This window comes from Streptomyces sp. NPDC001536 (genome assembly GCF_042894505.1).
Taxonomy (GTDB): domain Bacteria; phylum Actinomycetota; class Actinomycetes; order Streptomycetales; family Streptomycetaceae; genus Streptomyces.
In genome coordinates this window covers 19,000-35,224 of record NZ_JBIAVQ010000016.1, presented here as the reverse complement: position 1 = coordinate 35,224, position 16,225 = coordinate 19,000, and the positions used below count along the sequence as shown (strand labels likewise).

At 69.5% G+C, this 16,225-nt stretch carries 19 protein-coding genes; 14 read left to right on the top strand and 5 right to left on the bottom strand.

Going from position 1 to position 16,225, the window contains the following annotated elements:
- Positions 1-82: 82 nt before the first annotated feature.
- The 4 genes from ACFY0U_RS35415 to ACFY0U_RS35400 all read left to right on the top strand — a co-directional run bounded on the left by ACFY0U_RS35415 (position 83) and on the right by ACFY0U_RS35400 (position 2,774).
- Entirely contained in the window at positions 83-1,009 is a 927-nt protein-coding gene (locus ACFY0U_RS35415; RefSeq protein WP_388642768.1) for a hypothetical protein, read from the top strand.
- A gap of 149 nt (positions 1,010-1,158) precedes the next feature.
- Complete coding sequence (locus ACFY0U_RS35410; RefSeq protein ID WP_388642767.1) at positions 1,159-1,320, top strand: hypothetical protein; 162 nt, start codon at positions 1,159-1,161, stop codon at positions 1,318-1,320.
- 36 nt (positions 1,321-1,356) lie between these two features.
- Positions 1,357-1,848: a hypothetical protein gene (locus ACFY0U_RS35405; protein ID WP_388642766.1), complete on the top strand. Its 492-nt coding sequence runs from the start codon at positions 1,357-1,359 to the stop codon at positions 1,846-1,848.
- Positions 1,849-1,910: 62 nt separating this feature from the next.
- A complete protein-coding gene (locus ACFY0U_RS35400) occupies positions 1,911-2,774 on the top strand; it encodes an endonuclease/exonuclease/phosphatase family protein (RefSeq protein ID WP_388642765.1) in 864 nt (287 codons plus the stop codon).
- 52 nt (positions 2,775-2,826) lie between these two features.
- Here ACFY0U_RS35400 and ACFY0U_RS35395 read toward each other — a convergent pair whose 3' ends face one another.
- Positions 2,827-3,249: a VOC family protein gene (locus ACFY0U_RS35395; RefSeq protein ID WP_388642763.1), complete on the bottom strand. Its 423-nt coding sequence runs from the start codon at positions 3,247-3,249 to the stop codon at positions 2,827-2,829.
- A gap of 93 nt (positions 3,250-3,342) precedes the next feature.
- Here ACFY0U_RS35395 and ACFY0U_RS35390 point away from each other — a divergent pair, with 93 nt between their 5' ends.
- On the top strand, positions 3,343-4,332 hold the full coding sequence (locus ACFY0U_RS35390; RefSeq protein ID WP_388642761.1) for a helix-turn-helix transcriptional regulator: 990 nt from the start codon (positions 3,343-3,345) through the stop codon (positions 4,330-4,332).
- A 55-nt stretch (positions 4,333-4,387) separates the two neighbouring features.
- Here the strand turns inward: ACFY0U_RS35390 and ACFY0U_RS35385 are convergent, their stop codons facing one another.
- Complete coding sequence (locus ACFY0U_RS35385; protein ID WP_388642759.1) at positions 4,388-4,810, bottom strand: hypothetical protein; 423 nt, start codon at positions 4,808-4,810, stop codon at positions 4,388-4,390.
- A gap of 192 nt (positions 4,811-5,002) precedes the next feature.
- On the opposite strand from ACFY0U_RS35385, the gene ACFY0U_RS35380 reads away from it, so the two are divergent.
- A complete protein-coding gene (locus ACFY0U_RS35380; protein WP_388642757.1) occupies positions 5,003-5,440 on the top strand; it encodes a VOC family protein in 438 nt (145 codons plus the stop codon).
- 444 nt (positions 5,441-5,884) lie between these two features.
- Here ACFY0U_RS35380 and ACFY0U_RS35375 read toward each other — a convergent pair whose 3' ends face one another.
- Positions 5,885-6,304, bottom strand: a complete 420-nt coding sequence (locus tag ACFY0U_RS35375) for a hypothetical protein (protein ID WP_388642755.1) — start codon at positions 6,302-6,304, stop codon at positions 5,885-5,887.
- Positions 6,305-6,311: 7 nt separating this feature from the next.
- Here ACFY0U_RS35375 and ACFY0U_RS35370 point away from each other — a divergent pair, with 7 nt between their 5' ends.
- The 6 genes from ACFY0U_RS35370 to ACFY0U_RS35345 all read left to right on the top strand — a co-directional run bounded on the left by ACFY0U_RS35370 (position 6,312) and on the right by ACFY0U_RS35345 (position 11,671).
- A complete protein-coding gene (locus tag ACFY0U_RS35370) occupies positions 6,312-6,671 on the top strand; it encodes a CAP domain-containing protein (protein ID WP_388642752.1) in 360 nt (119 codons plus the stop codon).
- Between the two features lie 306 nt (positions 6,672-6,977).
- Positions 6,978-8,063 (top strand): S-(hydroxymethyl)mycothiol dehydrogenase, encoded by a 1,086-nt coding sequence (locus ACFY0U_RS35365; protein WP_388642749.1) that lies wholly within the window; start codon positions 6,978-6,980, stop codon positions 8,061-8,063.
- Positions 8,063-8,692 (top strand): MBL fold metallo-hydrolase, encoded by a 630-nt coding sequence (locus ACFY0U_RS35360; RefSeq protein WP_388642746.1) that lies wholly within the window; start codon positions 8,063-8,065, stop codon positions 8,690-8,692. Before ACFY0U_RS35365 ends, ACFY0U_RS35360 begins: the two co-directional genes overlap by 1 nt.
- A gap of 195 nt (positions 8,693-8,887) precedes the next feature.
- Entirely contained in the window at positions 8,888-9,250 is a 363-nt protein-coding gene (locus tag ACFY0U_RS35355) for a bifunctional 3-phenylpropionate/cinnamic acid dioxygenase ferredoxin subunit (protein ID WP_388642745.1), read from the top strand.
- Positions 9,247-10,410 (top strand): NAD(P)/FAD-dependent oxidoreductase, encoded by a 1,164-nt coding sequence (locus ACFY0U_RS35350; RefSeq protein WP_388642742.1) that lies wholly within the window; start codon positions 9,247-9,249, stop codon positions 10,408-10,410. The genes ACFY0U_RS35355 and ACFY0U_RS35350 overlap by 4 nt, the downstream gene beginning before the upstream one ends.
- 130 nt (positions 10,411-10,540) lie before the next feature.
- Complete coding sequence (locus tag ACFY0U_RS35345; RefSeq protein ID WP_388642741.1) at positions 10,541-11,671, top strand: aromatic ring-hydroxylating dioxygenase subunit alpha; 1,131 nt, start codon at positions 10,541-10,543, stop codon at positions 11,669-11,671.
- Position 11,672: 1 nt separating this feature from the next.
- Here the strand turns inward: ACFY0U_RS35345 and ACFY0U_RS35340 are convergent, their stop codons facing one another.
- A complete protein-coding gene (locus ACFY0U_RS35340) occupies positions 11,673-12,419 on the bottom strand; it encodes an IclR family transcriptional regulator (protein ID WP_388642739.1) in 747 nt (248 codons plus the stop codon).
- Between the two features lie 200 nt (positions 12,420-12,619).
- On the opposite strand from ACFY0U_RS35340, the gene betA reads away from it, so the two are divergent.
- Together betA and ACFY0U_RS35330 are read left to right on the top strand one after the other, a co-directional pair.
- Positions 12,620-14,299 carry a choline dehydrogenase gene (betA, locus tag ACFY0U_RS35335; RefSeq protein ID WP_388642737.1) on the top strand — a complete coding sequence of 560 codons (1,680 nt, stop codon included), beginning with the start codon at positions 12,620-12,622 and terminating at the stop codon, positions 14,297-14,299.
- 3 nt (positions 14,300-14,302) lie between these two features.
- Positions 14,303-15,139 carry a 5,10-methylenetetrahydrofolate reductase gene (locus ACFY0U_RS35330; RefSeq protein WP_388642735.1) on the top strand — a complete coding sequence of 279 codons (837 nt, stop codon included), beginning with the start codon at positions 14,303-14,305 and terminating at the stop codon, positions 15,137-15,139.
- A 61-nt stretch (positions 15,140-15,200) separates the two neighbouring features.
- Here ACFY0U_RS35330 and purU read toward each other — a convergent pair whose 3' ends face one another.
- Complete coding sequence (gene purU / locus ACFY0U_RS35325; protein ID WP_388642733.1) at positions 15,201-16,073, bottom strand: formyltetrahydrofolate deformylase; 873 nt, start codon at positions 16,071-16,073, stop codon at positions 15,201-15,203.
- Between the last annotated feature and the right edge of the window lie 152 nt (positions 16,074-16,225).

Sequence of the window (16,225 nt, the reverse complement as noted above, 5' to 3'; positions counted from 1 at the left end):
CCGGTGAGCAACGGTCCGTGATGTCCGTTCAGGGGGCTGCTGAGGCTCGGTCGGTCGGAGCGCTGCCGATATCCTCACGGGCGTGATCGATGAGGGAACAACCGGCATAGGCGAGGGCGCCCCGACGACAGCCCGGCTGACGGATGTGCTGAACCGTGCCGGGCACGTCGTGATCGTCGAGGGACCGCCTGACAAGGCCGACTCCGCCGACCTCGCACGGATCGTGGTCAGCGGTGCCGAGATCACCGACCTGGCCCGGCTGTTGGCCGTCGTGGACGGCGGCACAGGCGACCACTGCCGGTGCATGGGCTGGCCGACGATCACGGTGTACGACGTGAACGGCGACCAGATGGCCCGTTGGGTGCTGCACCACCAGTCCGGTCTCCGCGGGCTCGGCGACTGCGACGCCGACCTGCGGGACGGACCGGCACTCACCGAATGGCTCGCGGAGCGGGGGCTGACCCGCTCGCGGGAGGTCCAGGCGGAACTGGCGGCACAAGAGGCCGAGGCCGACCGGCGCCGAACGCGCTGGGTCCAGGCCGCGCCCGCCGGGCTGTCCGACGCCGCCGCGGACGTGGCACACCCGCCGGGGCGCGATCACCTGGCCTGGTCGCACCGACTTCAAGAAGCCAAGGCCCGGCTCGCCACGCTCACCCGGCAGCGCTACCCCGACGGGATCGAGCGGATCCGAGTCCTGCTGGCCTGGGCCGGAACGTCCTCCAGGGAATCCACCAGCGGTCTCATGTGGTACGACATGGCCGTGCAAGAGCAACTCCTGGGCGAGGAACCCGCCCTCATCCTCGCCGCGGCGGCCACGTTGCCATCGAGCCCTTGTCTGCTCGACGGGGCGGCCGAACTCTTCGGCTCGACCAAGTGGACCGGAACGCACGGGAAGGGACTGCCCAAACCGCTGAGGTCGATACTGATCGAGCACATCCAGGCAGACGGCACCGACGCCATGAGGTTCCGGCTGCGCCACGGCTACTACGGGGCCAAACGAACCGTGTGAAGGCACCTCCGGTCCGTCGGACCGCCGCACGGGGTGGGGCCCGCCCGGCCGGAAGGCGAGGCGGGCCGGGGGCGGCGGTCAGCCGAAGAGGCCAGCTGCGGCGACGGCTGAGCACACTCCTGAAGGATGTCAGGTACCCGCGCGACGACGTGGTGGACCTACAGACCCGGCTGCCGTGCCGAGGCCGGGACGCGTGTACCGGAGGAGGAGGCGGTCTGACCGACAACCAGGAGATCATCGCGGGCGTGAAGGCCTTCTTGCGCCTGCTGCGCACCACCGACACGGCCGACGGCGCCCCGGCCCCGGGCTGACCGATGTCTCACAGCTCGATGCGCCGACCTGGCCTCTTGAAGGGCGTCCCACGGATCCGTTGGGGCGAACTCCGCGGTGCGCAGCAGGAGTCGGCAGGGGCCGTTCCCGCTCTGCTGTCCCGGATCGCGTACGCGGACGAGGACACCGCGCGTCTCGCCGTCGACGAACTCGGCGATGTCATCTGCGCGTTGGGGTTCGTCGTGGGTGAGGCGACGGCCCCGGCGGTCCCGTTCCTCCTCGAACTGGCCGGCGCCCCGCACGTGCCGTGCAAGGCCGAGTTGCTGGACCTGCTGGAAAGCGTCTGCCGGACCGAGCAGTGGCACTCCGCCGCCGCGGCGGCGAGGGACGGCAAGCACCGCACGAGCTACCGGGACCAACCCGGCTGGGAAGCCGCGGCCCGGGCGGCCGTCTTCGCGGGCCGCCCGGTCCTGGAAGGCCTCGCCTCGTCCGTACGTCCGGAGGAGGCGGCCCCCGCCCGGAGACTGCTGCGGGTGATGGCCGAGCTGCCGCCCTTCCCGCAGCCGTGAATGTGTGGACGCCAACCGAGTCCCATAACCTCGTACATACGTAGGACAAAACATCGGATGCCGTGTGCATCGATACTGGGGAGGCCTTGGTGTTCGGTAGGCGCGCGGGGTTGTTCGGGGGCGCGGTGATCGTGGCGTGCATGGCGCTCGTCGGCTCCGGTGCGCTGGGCGGTGCTCTCGCCGGCAGGTCGGAGCCCGTCGGTGCGGTCAAGGAGGTCGTTCCGAACCGCGTCATGACCTGGAACCTGTGCAACCCGTGCGAGGAGAGCAACGTCGACCGGGCGGCGGAGATCGCCGAGTACGCGCCGCAGGTCATCGCGATGCAGGAGGCGTGCGCGCCTGACGTGAAGAAGATCCGCGATTACCTGGAGAGCCTGTTCGGGCTGGTCTACCACGTCGAGTACGGATCGGTCCTCCAGAACTGGGGCCGCTGCGGGGGAGCGCCCTGGAATCCGGGAGGCTACGGTCAGGCGCTCCTGTCGGCGGCGCCGATGACCGATCGCGTCAACGTGGAGTACCCCGACGGCGGATCCGAGGACCGCGGCTACATGGCCGTCACCACCAAGGTGGGCGGCCAGTCCGTCCGGGTCTTCAACACGCACCTCGCCGAACGACGGCAGGAGGAGATCCGGGTGAAGCAGGCCGGCGTGCTCGCCAAGGAAATCGCCCGCCATGACCGTGCCATCGTCCTCGGCGACTTCAACGCCGTGCCGGACGCTCCCGAGCTGTCCCCGATCTGGGCGCTGGCCATGGACACCGACCCGCAGTGCCGCCCCTCCTTCGTCGGCGTCTGCAAGCCGACCACCGAGTGGCAGAGCAAGTTCGACTACGTCTTTCTGCGAGGCATCACCCCGCTCAGGCACAGTGTGGAACCCAGCGCGTACTCCGACCACTACGTGCTGCACTCCGACCTGAACCTGACGTGAGGCGTCCGGTCCGCCCAGGTGGCTGCGGCGGACCGGACGGGGCCGATCGGGCTCAGCCGTTGTACGGGGCGGTGACGTCCAGGACCCAGGTGACGCCGAAGCGGTCGGTGAGCATGCCGTACAGCGGCGCCCACGGCGCCGGCTCCAGCGGGCGCACGACGGTCGAGCCCTCGGCGAGCCTGCCCCACAGGGCGCTGATCTCGTCGCCGTCGTCACCGCGTACGGAGACGAAGAACGGGTTCTCGCCCTGGTTCCAGGGCAGCTGCGAGGGGACGTCGTAGGCCATGACGTGGAAGCCGTTGGCGCCGGCCACCTCGCCCCACATCACCCAGTCGGCCTCGCTCTCGTTCTGGACGGCGCCCGCGTCCTTGTAGGTCACCGCGACGGTGCGCCCGCCGAAGACGGTCTGGTAGAAGTCCAGCGCCTCTCGCGCGGTGCCGCGGAAGTTCAGGTGCGTGGTGGTCGTGACGGACATGGTCTGCTCCTTGCCTCAAGTGACGAAGACACAGGTCACCCTGGCGGAGGTAGCGGACAGGATGTGTCCTGTACCGCGGGCAGGATGACTCCCATGCACAAGACATCCTCCCGACTGCTCGCGCTCCTCTCGCTGCTGCAGACGCATCGCGACTGGTCCGGCGAGGATCTCGCCGGGCGTCTCGACATCACCTCGCGCACCGTGCGCCGTGACATCGAACGACTGCGTGAACTCGGCTACCGCATCACGACCGTCAAAGGACCGGCCGGCGGTTACCGGCTGGACGCCGGCGCCCACCTGCCGCCCATGCTGTTCGACGACGGCCAGGCCGTCGCCCTGGCCGTCGCGCTCCAGACCGCGGCCGGCGACAGCACGATCGCCGAGCACGCCGCCCGCGCCCTGGCCACGCTCCGTCAGGTCATGCCGTCCCGCCTGCGCCATCGCATCGACCTGCTGCGCATCACGGCAGTCCCTCGCCCCGCGACCGGCGACGTCCGGCAGGTCGACACGGAGGTCCTGATCGCGCTGAGCCGCGCCATCCACGCCCGCGAGGAACTGCGCTTCGACCACACCCCGGGCTCCAGTACCTCAGCCGACCGCCCCCGCCGAGTGGAACCCCACCACCTGGTCAGCCGACTCAACCGCTGGTACCTCGTGGCCTGGGACCTGGACCGGGAGGACTGGCGTACGTTCCGCGTCGACCGCATCCACCCCCGCACCCCCACCGGCCCCCGCTTCACCCCACGCGAGCTCCCCGGCGCCGGCGTCTCCGCCTTCGTCACCGGCCGGTTCCGCGGCAACGACGGCACCACCACCGACTGGCCCTGCCAAGGCGAAGTCATCCTCCACCTCCCCGCCGCCGACGTCGCACCCTTCGCCCAGGACGGAATCGTCGAGGAACTCGGCCCCCATCACTGCCGACTCACCCTCGGCTCCTGGTCATGGACCGGACTCGCCGCGGCCATCGGCCGCTTCGACACCGAGATCGAGGTCATCGGCCCACCCCAACTGGCAACGGCATGCGCGGACCTCGCCGCGCGCTACGCCCGCGCGGCAGGGCACGGCACCGATCGGTCGCCGTGAGGACCGTGTCTCACGTTGCCAGTGCCCTCCTTGTAGTGATGTGTCCTGCCGGCGGTCAGCAGTTGCGGATCGACCAGACCGGGTCCCAGTCCACGTCGGGTGCGTCCGTGCTGACCGGGAAGGTCTGGATCACGTCGCCGTTCTGGCCGTAGATCGTCGCCTGGGCGTTGTCGGTCTGGCTGTTCATGACCTCGCCCGTGCCCTGCCAGTTCGACAGGTAGTAGCGGTGGCAGTCGTAGAGGAAGAAGACCCGCCACTGGCCGGCCGTGGGGTCCCAGACGCCGGCACAGAAGTAGCCCGTGTCGCACGTGATGTGGCTGCCGGAGGGCACCAGCTGTGAGGGGGCGGCCGGGGAGACCGTCGGGGCGACGGCGGACGTGGCGGAGGACGCCGCCTGGGCCGAACCGGAGGCGAAGACGGAGGCCAGCACCAGGGTCATGGTGCCGACCACGCCGGGAAGGCATCGCGGAAGACGCATGGGTCGGTTGCTCCTGTGGGTGTCGAGCGGCGGATACGAGCACGGGTGGCCGCAGGTCGTGACGACCGACGGGAGCGCGTGCGCACAGCAACGTAGAGGGCCGCCGGCCCCGACGGTCCCTGACAGATGTCAGGGACCGCGCCTAGTCCGTCGGAAGCGCACGGATCGGACCGGCTCGATAGCATGGAACGCATGGCCATCAAACTTGAGAACGTCGGCATCGCCGTACGCGACCTCGAAGCAGCGATCGCCTTTTTCACCGACCTCGGCCTCACGGTCCTCGGCCGTGACACGGTCAGTGGCGAGTGGACCGACACCGCCGTCGGCCTTGACGGCAATCACGCCAACATCGCGATGCTCCAGACGCCGGACGGTCAGGGCCGCCTCGAGCTCTTCGAGTACATCCACCCCGAGGCGATCGAGACGCAGCCCACGCTGCCCAACGAGATCGGCATGCATCGCGTCGCCTTCTCGGTCGACGACATCGACGAAGCGCTTGAGACAGCCTCAAAGCACGGCTGCCTTCCGCTTCGCGGTGTGGCGACCTATGAGGACATCTACAAGCTCACGTACGTCCGCGGTCCCAGCGGCATCCTTGTGATGTTCGCCGAGGAGCTGAAGAAGCACTGACGCCTGGGAGCCACACACTTCCCATTGAAGTGATGTGTGTCACGCCGGAATTGCGCTCGATGGCATCGATTGACTGATTACCGAAGGTAATAACTGTGCTCTTTTGAAGCCCAATCGGGAGCTTGTCGCCGCGAGTGGCCAATTCGACTGCTGCTTGGGGCCGGTGATCGCGATTGCGGAGGGGCGCGTCCTGGCTGGTCGCGGGTGGGTACCGGCGTAGCTGGAGGCGTGTGAACGGCGGTCCCTCGCCTTCCCGGGGCTCACTGCGTCAACACCCGTCCGTGGTCCGGGTGTTGATTGCCGGGTGTGGCGGGCGATCCTCATAATTGCCGGGCTCGCCAGGGCCGAGGCGAGCCGCACCGCGCATCCGGACTCGTAACGGGGCGCCGCTTTTCGCTGCAGAATCCCGGATCACCGAATGAGGCCACGTATGAGCAAGCACCGTCAGAAATCGAAGCGCCGGAAAATAGCCGGTGCGGCAGTCGCCGTCGTGGTCGTGGGCGCTGTGGGTGTCCCTTCGGTCGCCCAGGCGAGTGGTGGCGGGCTGGGAGGCTGGCGTGTCGTCTCGTTCCCCTGGTGGGGATGGGGCACGTCGGATCCGGTCGCCGATCCGACGCCCACGGCGTCACCGGTCGCGTCCGCGACCGCCTCGGGCACCTCTGCCACGTCCGCTCCGTCCGCCGCCCCGAGCGCCTCCGCCTCCAGCGCCGCCCCGAGCGCGTCGCCTTCGGCATCCAGCAGCCCGTCCGCCACGCCTACCGGTGGCACGCCCGCCGAGTCCCCCTCGCCTTCCGCCTCTCCGAAGGCGACAGGCTCCAGCAGCACCCCCAGCGCCTCCGCCGGGAGCGCCGATCCCGGACCCACCGATCGCGTGCTGGTCCTCGTCAACGCCGAGCGCGAAAAGGACGGTTGCGCGCCGCTGACCGAGAACGCCAAGCTCACCAAGGCCGCTCAGGACCACAGCCAGGACATGGCCGATCACCAGAACATGTCCCACACCGGTTCCGACGGTTCGTCCATGAGCGACCGGCTCTCCCGCGTCGGGTACCAGTTCAGGTCGGCGGGCGAGAACGTCGCCTACGGATACAACACTCCCGAGAGTGTCATGGACGGCTGGATGAACAGCTCCGGCCACCGGGCCAACATCCTCAACTGCGGCTTCAAGGAGATCGGCGTCGGCCTGGCCCAGCCGGGCCACTACTGGACCCAGGACTTCGGCTCGGCCGCGTAGCCGCAAGCGGCATCGGCGAGCACGCCCCTCCGGCCCGGAGTCCAGCACTTCTGGCCGGAGGGTGAGCGTCGGAGCCCCGTCGCCCCCGAGTCCAGTGCGCCGCCCGTCCTCGCGTCGCCGGAAGCCGCCCCGCGTGACCGTACCGCGGTGGGATCGGCTGGACCTGCGCACTGGGCACAGCCGTCAGAACCCCCGTCGGGTGCCTTGACCCCCGCCCGGCGCTGCATGATGCTGTGTTGCGACACATGAGATGCGTGCCGTAATGAGCAACGTCTGTTTCAGGTCTCGACCAGCCGAGGAGTGGCCATGACGCACCAGGTGCGTGCTGTCGTCGCGCGGGGCAAGGGTGCCCCCGTCAGCCTGGAGACGATCATCGTGCCCGACCCGGGGCCGGGTGAGGCGCTGGTGAAGGTCGAGGCCTGCGGGGTCTGCCACACCGATCTGCACTATCGCGAGGGCGGCATCAACGACGACTTCCCCTTCCTGCTGGGCCATGAGGCGGCGGGCGTGGTGGAGGCGGTCGGGGAGGGTGTCACCGATGTCGCTCCCGGCGACTTCGTCATCCTCAACTGGCGTGCGGTGTGCGGGCAGTGCCGGGCGTGTCTGCGCGGTCGGCCGTGGTACTGCTTCGACACCCACAACGCGAAGCAGAAGATGACCTTGCTCGACGGCACCGAACTGTCACCGGCGCTGGGCATCGGCGCGTTCGCGGAGAAGACGCTGGTCGCGGCGGGGCAGTGCACGAAGGTCGACCCCTCCGCGTCGGCGGCCGCCGTGGGGCTGCTGGGGTGCGGGGTGATGGCCGGCCTCGGCGCCGCCATCAACACCGGCAACGTCGGACGCGGTGACACGGTCGCGGTCATCGGCTGCGGTGGCGTCGGGGACGCGGCGGTCGTGGGGTCCGACCTCGCGGGCGCGGCGCGGATCATCGCCGTCGACATCGACGACGACAAGCTCGCGACCGCCAAGAAGCTGGGCGCGACCCACACCGTCAACTCACGGAACGCCGACGCGGTCGAGGCGATCCGCGAGCTGACCGGCGGCTTCGGTGCCGACGTCGTCATCGAGGCGGTCGGCCGCCCGGAGACGTACAAGCAGGCCTTCTACGCCCGCGACCTCGCCGGCACGGTCGTCCTCGTCGGGGTGCCGACCCCGGAGATGAAGCTCGAACTCCCCCTCCTCGACGTCTTCGGCCGCGGCGGTTCGCTGAAGTCCTCCTGGTACGGCGACTGCCTGCCCTCCCGCGACTTCCCGATGCTCGTCGACCTCTATCTTCAGGGCCGCCTGAACCTGGACGCCTTCGTCACCGAGACCATCGCCCTCGACGAGGTCGAGAAGGCCTTCGAGCGCATGCACGGCGGCGACGTCCTGCGCTCGGTGGTGGTGTTCTGATGGCCGCCCGCATCGAACACCTCGTCACCTCGGGGACGTTCTCGCTGGACGGCGGCACCTGGGACGTCGACAACAACGTGTGGATCGTCGGGGACGACGAAGAGGTGATCGTCATCGACGCCGCGCACGACGCCGAGGCCATCGCCGCGGCCGTCGGCGGGCGCACCCTGCGGGCGATCGTATGCACCCATGCCCACAACGACCACATCGACGCGGCGCCCGCCCTCGCGGCGCGCACCGGCGCTCCCATCCTGCTCCACCCGGACGACCTGCCGCTGTGGAAGCAGACCCACCCCGACCGCTCGCCCGACGGGGAACTCGCCGACGGCTGGGTGCTCGCGGTGGCGGGTGTCGAACTGACCGTGCTGCACACCCCGGGGCACGCCCCGGGGGCGGTCTGCCTCCACGCGCCCGCCCTGACGGCGCTGTTCAGCGGCGACACCCTGTTCGCCGGCGGACCGGGGGCGACGGGACGGTCGTACAGCCATTTTCCGACCATCGTCGACTCGATCCGGGACCGGCTGCTCACGCTCCCCGGCGAGACCGTCGTCCACACCGGACACGGGGACACGACCACCGTCGGCGCCGAGGCTCCGCACCTTCAGGAGTGGATCGACCGCGGTTTCTGACCGCCCCGCAGAGGCCTTCGCGCAGCGCCCGTACCGCTTGTTTCCGCGGGCGGTTCGGGCGCTGCGGGCTGCCCGGAGGCCGGTCCGCAGGCCCGTTCGAACCAGGTCTTTTGATGCCTTGACAACGGTTCGGAGCGGCCCGCAGACTGGCGTTGCGTCAATCGCAATCCGTTTCGCTATACGCACCGAGGTGTCATGATGATTCCCGCGTGCCGTCTCGCGGATCTCCCGCGAGGTGAGGCCCACCGGCTCGACACAGATCCGCCGGTCTCGGTGTTCCACACCGACGACGGCGAGCTCTTCGCCATCGACGACACCTGCACCCACCAGGACGCCTCGCTCGCCGACGGCTGGCTGGAGGGCTGCGAGGTGGAATGCCCGCTGCACGCCTCGAAGTTCGACCTGAGGACCGGCGCGGTCGACGCCCCGCCGGCCAAGCTGCCGGTCCGGACGCACGAGGTCGTCGTCGAGGACGGCATGATCTACGTCCGGCTGTCAACGGACGCGCCCAACCTGCCGCCCTGCATCTCGGCGCGGCTCGCCGGGGGTCCCGCGTGAGGACCGTCGCCGTGGTCGGCGCCTCGCTGGCCGGCCTGTCGGCGGCGCGCTCACTGCGCAGACAGGGCTACGACGGGCGGCTCGTCGTCATCGGGGACGAGCTCCACCGGCCCTACGACCGGCCCCCGCTCTCCAAGGAGTTCCTGGCCGGCACCCTCGGAGAGACCGAACTCTCCCTGGAGGCCGGTGACGAGGACCTGGGGGCGGAATGGCTGCTCGGCACCCGCGCCACCGGGCTCGACCGCACCGACCGGGCGGTCCGGCTCGCCGACGGACGCGAGGTGCGTGCCGACGGCATCGTCATCGCGACCGGCGCCGCGGCCCGCACCCTCCCCGGCTCCCAGGGCCTGGCGGGAGTGCACACGCTGCGCACCCTGGACGACGCCCGCGCCCTGCGGGACGAACTGGCCCGCGGCGGACGGCTGGTGGTGATCGGCGGCGGCTTCATCGGCGCCGAGGTCGCCTCCACGGCGTACGCCCTCGGCCTGGACGTGACGGTCGTCGAGGTGGCCCCGACCCCGCTCGCCGCGCCGCTCGGCGCGACCATGGGCGCCGTCGTCTCCGCCCTCCACACCGACCATGGCGTACGGCTGCTGTGCGGCGTGGGGGTCAAGGGGCTGAGCGGGGAGAGCCGGGTGGACGCCGTCCTGCTCGAGGACGGCCGCAGCGTCCCGGCCGACATCGTCGTCGTCGGCGTGGGAGCGAGCCCGTGCGTCGAATGGCTGGCGGGATCCGGTGTCGAGCTGGACAACGGCGTCAAGTGCGGCGCCGACGGCCGCACCAGCCTGGCCGGGGTGGTCGCGGTCGGTGACTGCGCCAACTGGTACGACCCGCGCGCCGGCTTCCACCGCCGGGTCGAGCACTGGACCGGCGCCCGGGAACGTCCCGACGCCGCGATCGCCACGCTGCTGGCGGGCGGCGCGGTGGAACCGGGCGTGCCCCGGCCGCCGTACTTCTGGTCCGACCAGTACGGCGTGAAGATCCAGTTCGTCGGGCACGCGGCGGGCGCCGACAGCGTGACCGTCGAGGCGGGCAGCACGGACGACCGTGACGTGCTGGCCGTGTACCGGCGCGCCGGAGACCCGGTCGCCGTGCTCGGCATGAACCAGCCGCGGCTGTTCACGCGCTGGCGCAAGCAGCTCGCCGCCGCGGGCTCTTGACACCGCCCCTGAGGCATCCCATGCTGCGGTTGCATATGGCACGCAGCGTTGCTCCATACACAACACCGTCCGGAGTCGCTCTTCCCGGCGCGTGAATGCCCCCTCCATGACGTTTCCCGAGGAGTGCCCAGTGACCTCGACCGGTCTGCCGGACAGCCTGATCGCCACCCTCCCCGGCTCCTCCTACACGGATCCGCAGATCTTCGCGCAGGAGCAGGAGCGCATATTCGAGACCATGTGGTTCTGCGTCGCGCGCGCCTCCGAACTGGCCAAGCCCGGCGCCTTCCGCACCGTCGACGTGGGGCGCGAGAGCATCCTCGTCACCCGGGCGCGTGACCACTCGATCCGCGCCTACTTCAACGTCTGCCGGCACCGTGGCGCCAAGCTCTGCACGGAGGAGACCGGCGAGGTCAAGCGGGCCTTCCAGTGTCCGTACCACGCCTGGACCTACGGGCTCGACGGCAAGCTCGTCGCGGCGCCCAACCTCACCAAGATGCCCGACGTCGGCCGCACCGAGTACGGCCTGGTGAGCGTGGCCGTGCGTGAATGGCTGGGCTATGTGTGGGTGTGCCTCGCGGAGAACCCGCCGTCGTTCGAGGAGGACGTCATGGGCGCGGTCGTCGAGCGGCTGGGCGACGTGGAGTCGATCGAGCGCTACGACATCGACCATCTCTCGGTCGGCAGGCGCATCGTCTACGACGTGAAGTCGAACTGGAAGCTCATCATCGAGAACTTCATGGAGTGCTATCACTGCGCGACCATCCACCCCGAACTCACCGAGGTGCTCCCGGAGTTCGCGGACGGCTACGCGGCGCAGTACTACGTGGGCCACGGCGCGGAGTTCGGCGAGGAGGTCCAGGGCTTCACCGTCGACGGCTCCGAGGGGCTCGACCGTATTCCGGGGGTGGCGGAGGACCAGGACCGCCGCTACTACGCGATCACCGTCAAGCCGCAGGTGTTCATCAACCTCGTCCCCGACCACGTGATCTTCCACCGGATGTACCCGGTGTCCGTCGACCGCACGATCGTCGAGTGCGACTGGCTCTACCTCCCGCACGTCGTCGAGAGCGGCAAGGACGTGAGCCGGTCCGTGGAGCTCTTCGACCGGGTCAACCGGCAGGACTTCGACGCGTGCGAGCGCACCCAGCCCGGGATGAGTTCCCGGATGTACGCCAAGGGAGGCGTACTGGTCCCCAGTGAGCACCACATCGGTGCCTTCCACGACTGGGTGAACGAGCGGCTGGGCACCCCCCTGGGGTGACTCAGCCCAGGTAACCCATCCGGTGGCTGATCTCCTGGGCGCCCTTGAGGAGCACCGGGGAGAGCTCGTGCAGCCGGTCCTCGGTGAAGCGGTACGCGGGGCCGGAGGCGCTGAGCGCGGCGATGACCTCGCCGTCGCGGTTGCGGACCGGGGCGGCCATGGCGTGCAGGCCGAGCTCCAGCTCCTCGAGGGTGAAGGCGTAGCCGCGCTCCCGGGCGTCGGCCAGGTTCTTCTCGAGCTTCGTCTTCGCGGTGATGGTCCGCGCGGTGACCTTCTTCATGCCGGTCTCGGCCAGCAGCGTCGCGCGCTCCTTGGACGGCAGATGGGCCAGCAGGATCTTGCCGCTGGACGTGGCGTGCAGCGGGGTCAGCTGGCCGACCCAGTTGTGCGCGGTGACGGCCCCCGGACCGCGCACCTGGTACAGGTTGATCGCGTAGTGCTCCTGCATGACCGCGATGTTGACGGTCTCGCCGATCTCCTCCGCGAGGCGCTCGCAGACCGGGCGGCCCTGCTGGGTGATGTCGATACGGCCGGTGACCGCACCGGCGAGGCGCACGATGCCGAAGCCGAGACGGTACTTGCCACGCTCGCCCGCCTGCTCCACCAGACCGCGCGCCTCCAGGGCGCCGAGCAGGCGGAACGCGGTGGACTTGTGGACGTCGATCTCGCCCGCCACCTCACTGACGCCCGCCTCGCCACGCTGAGCGAGGATCTCCAGGACGCTGATCGCGCGGTCCACGGACTGCACGCCGCCGGCTTGTGAATTCGAGGTTTCTGTGTCAGTGCTGTAGTTGCTCACAGTGAAACTATACGCGTAGTAAACAACGCGACTGCAAGTAACGGCGTCGAAACACAACCCTCGAAGTTGCGTCGTTCGCAACCTGGTGCGTATAACGCTACGGCGCTAGCATGCCTCGCATATCTACGGCGCGAGCGAGACGAGGCACCATGGCTCCCCTGCAATACGACTTCGTCATCGTCGGCGGCGGATCGGCCGGCAGCGCACTGGCGAACAGGCTCTCCGCGGACCCGGCGAACCGGGTACTGGTCCTGGAGGCCGGTCGGTCCGACTACCCGTGGGACGTCTTCATCCAGATGCCCGCGGCGCTGACCTACCCCATCGGCAGCCGGTTCTACGACTGGAAGTACGAGTCCGAGCCCGAGCCCCACATGGGCGGCCGCCGGATCTACCACGCCCGCGGCAAGGTGCTCGGCGGCTCCAGCAGCATCAACGGCATGATCTTCCAGCGCGGCAACCCCATGGACTACGAACGCTGGGCGGCCGACCCCGGCATGGAGACCTGGGACTACGCGCACTGTCTGCCGTACTTCAAGCGCATGGAGAACTGTCTCGCCGCCGACCCGGACGACGAGTTCCGCGGCCACGACGGCCCCCTCGTCCTCGAACGCGGCCCCGCCACCAACCCCCTGTTCACCGCCTTCCAGAAGGCCACCGAAGAAGCCGGCTACGCCCCCACGGACGACGTCAACGGCTACCGGCAGGAAGGCTTCGCCAAGTTCGACCGCAACGTCCACCGCGGTCGCCGGCTCTCGGCCTCCAAGGCGTACCTCAAGCCCGTACGCAAGCGCCCCAACCTCACGGTCAAGACCCGCGCCCTCGTCACCCGCGTCCTCTTCGAGGGCAAGAAGGCCGTCGGAGTCGAGTACCAGCGCGGCAAGAAGGGCGCCCTCCAGCAGGTCCGCGCCAAGGAAGTCATCCTGTGCGGCGGCGCCATCAACTCCCCGCAGCTGCTCCAGCTCTCCGGTGTCGGCAACGCCGAGGAACTGAGCGCCCTCGGGATCGACGTCGTGCACGACCTCCCGGGCGTCGGCGAGAACATGCAGGACCACCTGGAGGTGTACATCCAGTACGCCTGCAAGCAGCCCGTCTCCATGCAGCCCTACCTGGCGAAGTGGCGCGCCCCCTTCATCGGGCTCCAGTGGCTCTTCCGCAAGGGCCCGGCCGCCACCAACCACTTCGAGGCCGGCGGCTTCGCGCGCAGCAACGAGGACGTGGACTACCCCAACCTGATGTTCCACTTCCTGCCGATCGCGGTCCGCTACGACGGCTCCGTGCCGGCCGGCGGCCACGGCTATCAGGTGCACGTCGGGCCCATGTACTCCGACGCCATCGGTTCGGTGAAGATCAAGAGCAAGGACCCGCGCGAGCACCCGGCCCTGCGCTTCAACTACCTCTCCACCGAGCAGGACCGCCGTGAGTGGGTCGAGGCGATCCGCGTGGCCCGCAAGCTGCTCAACCAGCCCGCGCTCGCCCCCTTCAACGACGGGGAGGTCTCACCCGGACCGTCGGTGGAGACCGACGAGGAGATCCTCGACTGGGTCGCCAAGGACGGCGAGACCGCCCTGCACCCGTCCTGCACCTGCAAGATGGGCCCCGCCACCGACGAGATGGCCGTCGTCGACCCCACCAGCATGCGCGTGCACGGCGTGGAGGGCCTCAGGGTCGTCGACGCCTCCGTGATGCCGTACGTCACCAACGGCAACATCTACGCCCCGGTGATGATGGTCGCCGAGAAGGCCGCCGACCTGATCCTCGGCAAGGAGCCGCTCGCGCCCTCGAAGGCCGCGTTCTACCGCCACCGCGACGCCCAGAAGCAGGCGGGGTAGACCTTGGCCGCCACAGGGCTACGGACACTGCTGGACAGCGTCCGCTACGAGGTGCTGCCCGCGAAGTCGACCGAGGACAAGGTCCTCGCCCATGTCCCGCGCGACGTCGTCGTCACCGTGACGGCGTCGCCCGTCAAGGGCCTGGAACCGACGCTCGACCTGACCGAGCGGCTCGCGGCGCACGGCTACCGCGTGGTCCCGCACGTGCCCGCGCGGCTGCTGCGCGACGAGGTGCACCTCAAAGAGGTCACCGACCGGCTGCGCGAGTCCGGGGTGGGCGACGTCTTCGTCCCGGCGGGGGACGCCGATCCGCCCGCCGGCGCCTACGAGGGCGCGCTGCCGGTGCTGCGCGCACTGAGCGAGCTGGGCGGCCCGTTCCCGCGGGTCGGCGTCACCGGCTATCCCGAGAGCCATCCCCTCATCCACGACGACATCACCATCCAGTCGATGTGGGACAAGCGCGAGCACGCCACGTACATCGTGAGCAACCTCTGCTTCGATCCGCGGGTCCTGGGGGAGTGGATCGCCCGGCTGCGACGCCGGGACGTCACCCTGCCCGTGCACGTGGGCGTCGCCGGGCCCGTGCAGCGGGCCAAGCTGCTGGCCATGGCGACGAAGATCGGGGTGGGGGAGTCGACGCGCTTCCTGACGAAGCACGCCTCGTGGTTCGTGCGGTTCGCGACGCCCGGAGGGTACGCGCCCGAACGGCTGCTGACCCGTGCCGAGAAGGACCTCACCGCGCCTTCGGCGGGGGTGGCGGGGCTGCACCTGTTCACGTTCAACCAGATCGCCGAGACGGAGCGGTGGCGTCGTGCGCTGCTGGAGCGGCTGGGCGGCTGAGCGATTCGTATACGAAGGGGGCGGGGCCGGAATCCGGCCCCGCCCCCCCTGTCGCCGCTGCTCAGCGGAAGACCACCGTGCGGTTGTCGTCCACCATCACCCGGCTCTCGCTGTGCCACTTCACCGCGTGCGCGAGGACCTGTGCCTCCACGTCGCGTCCGACCGTGACCAGGTCGCCGGGATCGAGGGAGTGGTCGACCCGGATCACGTCCTGCTCGATGATCTGGCCCTCGTCGAGATCCGGGGTCACATAGTGCGCCGTCGCGCCGACCAGCTTCACCCCGCGCTCGTAGGCCTGCTCGTAGGGTCTGGCCCCCTTGAAACTGGGGAGGAAGGAGTGGTGGATGTTGATGGCGCGACCTTCGAGCTGCTTGCACAGGTCGTCGGAGAGGATCTGCATGTACCGGGCCAGCACGACCAGGTCGATGTCCAGGTCGCGCACCAGCTCCAGCAGGCGCGCCTCGGCCTGGTCCTTGGTGTCCCGGGTCACCGGGATGTGGTGGAAGGGGATGCCGTAGGTCTGCGCGAGCCCCTCGAAGTCCCGGTGGTTGGAGACGATCGCGGGGATCTCGATGTTGAGGGCGCCGGTGCGCTTGCGGAACAGCAGGTCGTTCAGGCAGTGCCCGAACTTGGACACCATGATCAGCGTCCGGGTCGGCGTCGACGCGTCGCTCAGGGTCCAGGTGATCCCGTAGGCCTGGGCGACCGGACCGAACCGGTAACGCAGATGTTCCAGACCGGCGTTCGGATCGGAAACGTCGAAGTGGACCCTCATGAAGAACCGGCCCTGAAGTCGATCGTCGAACTGCTGGCTTTCCAGGATGTTTCCGGAGTTCCTGACGAGAAAGCCGCTCACGGCATGGACCAGTCCGGCGCTGTCCGGACACGAGAGGGTGAGGACGTACTCACGGCCTGGTTGGGGGCGAGGGGACATGTGCGGCCTCCGTTGGTGCGTATTGCACAACAAGGTGAGCGATACGCAACATGGTCGGCTCGGCGTGGCCCGTGGTCAAGGGTGGTCGGACAAGTGGTCTCAAGGTGAAAACGTCATCGGCGAACCCCTTGACGTCTGTCCGGACATTCGCC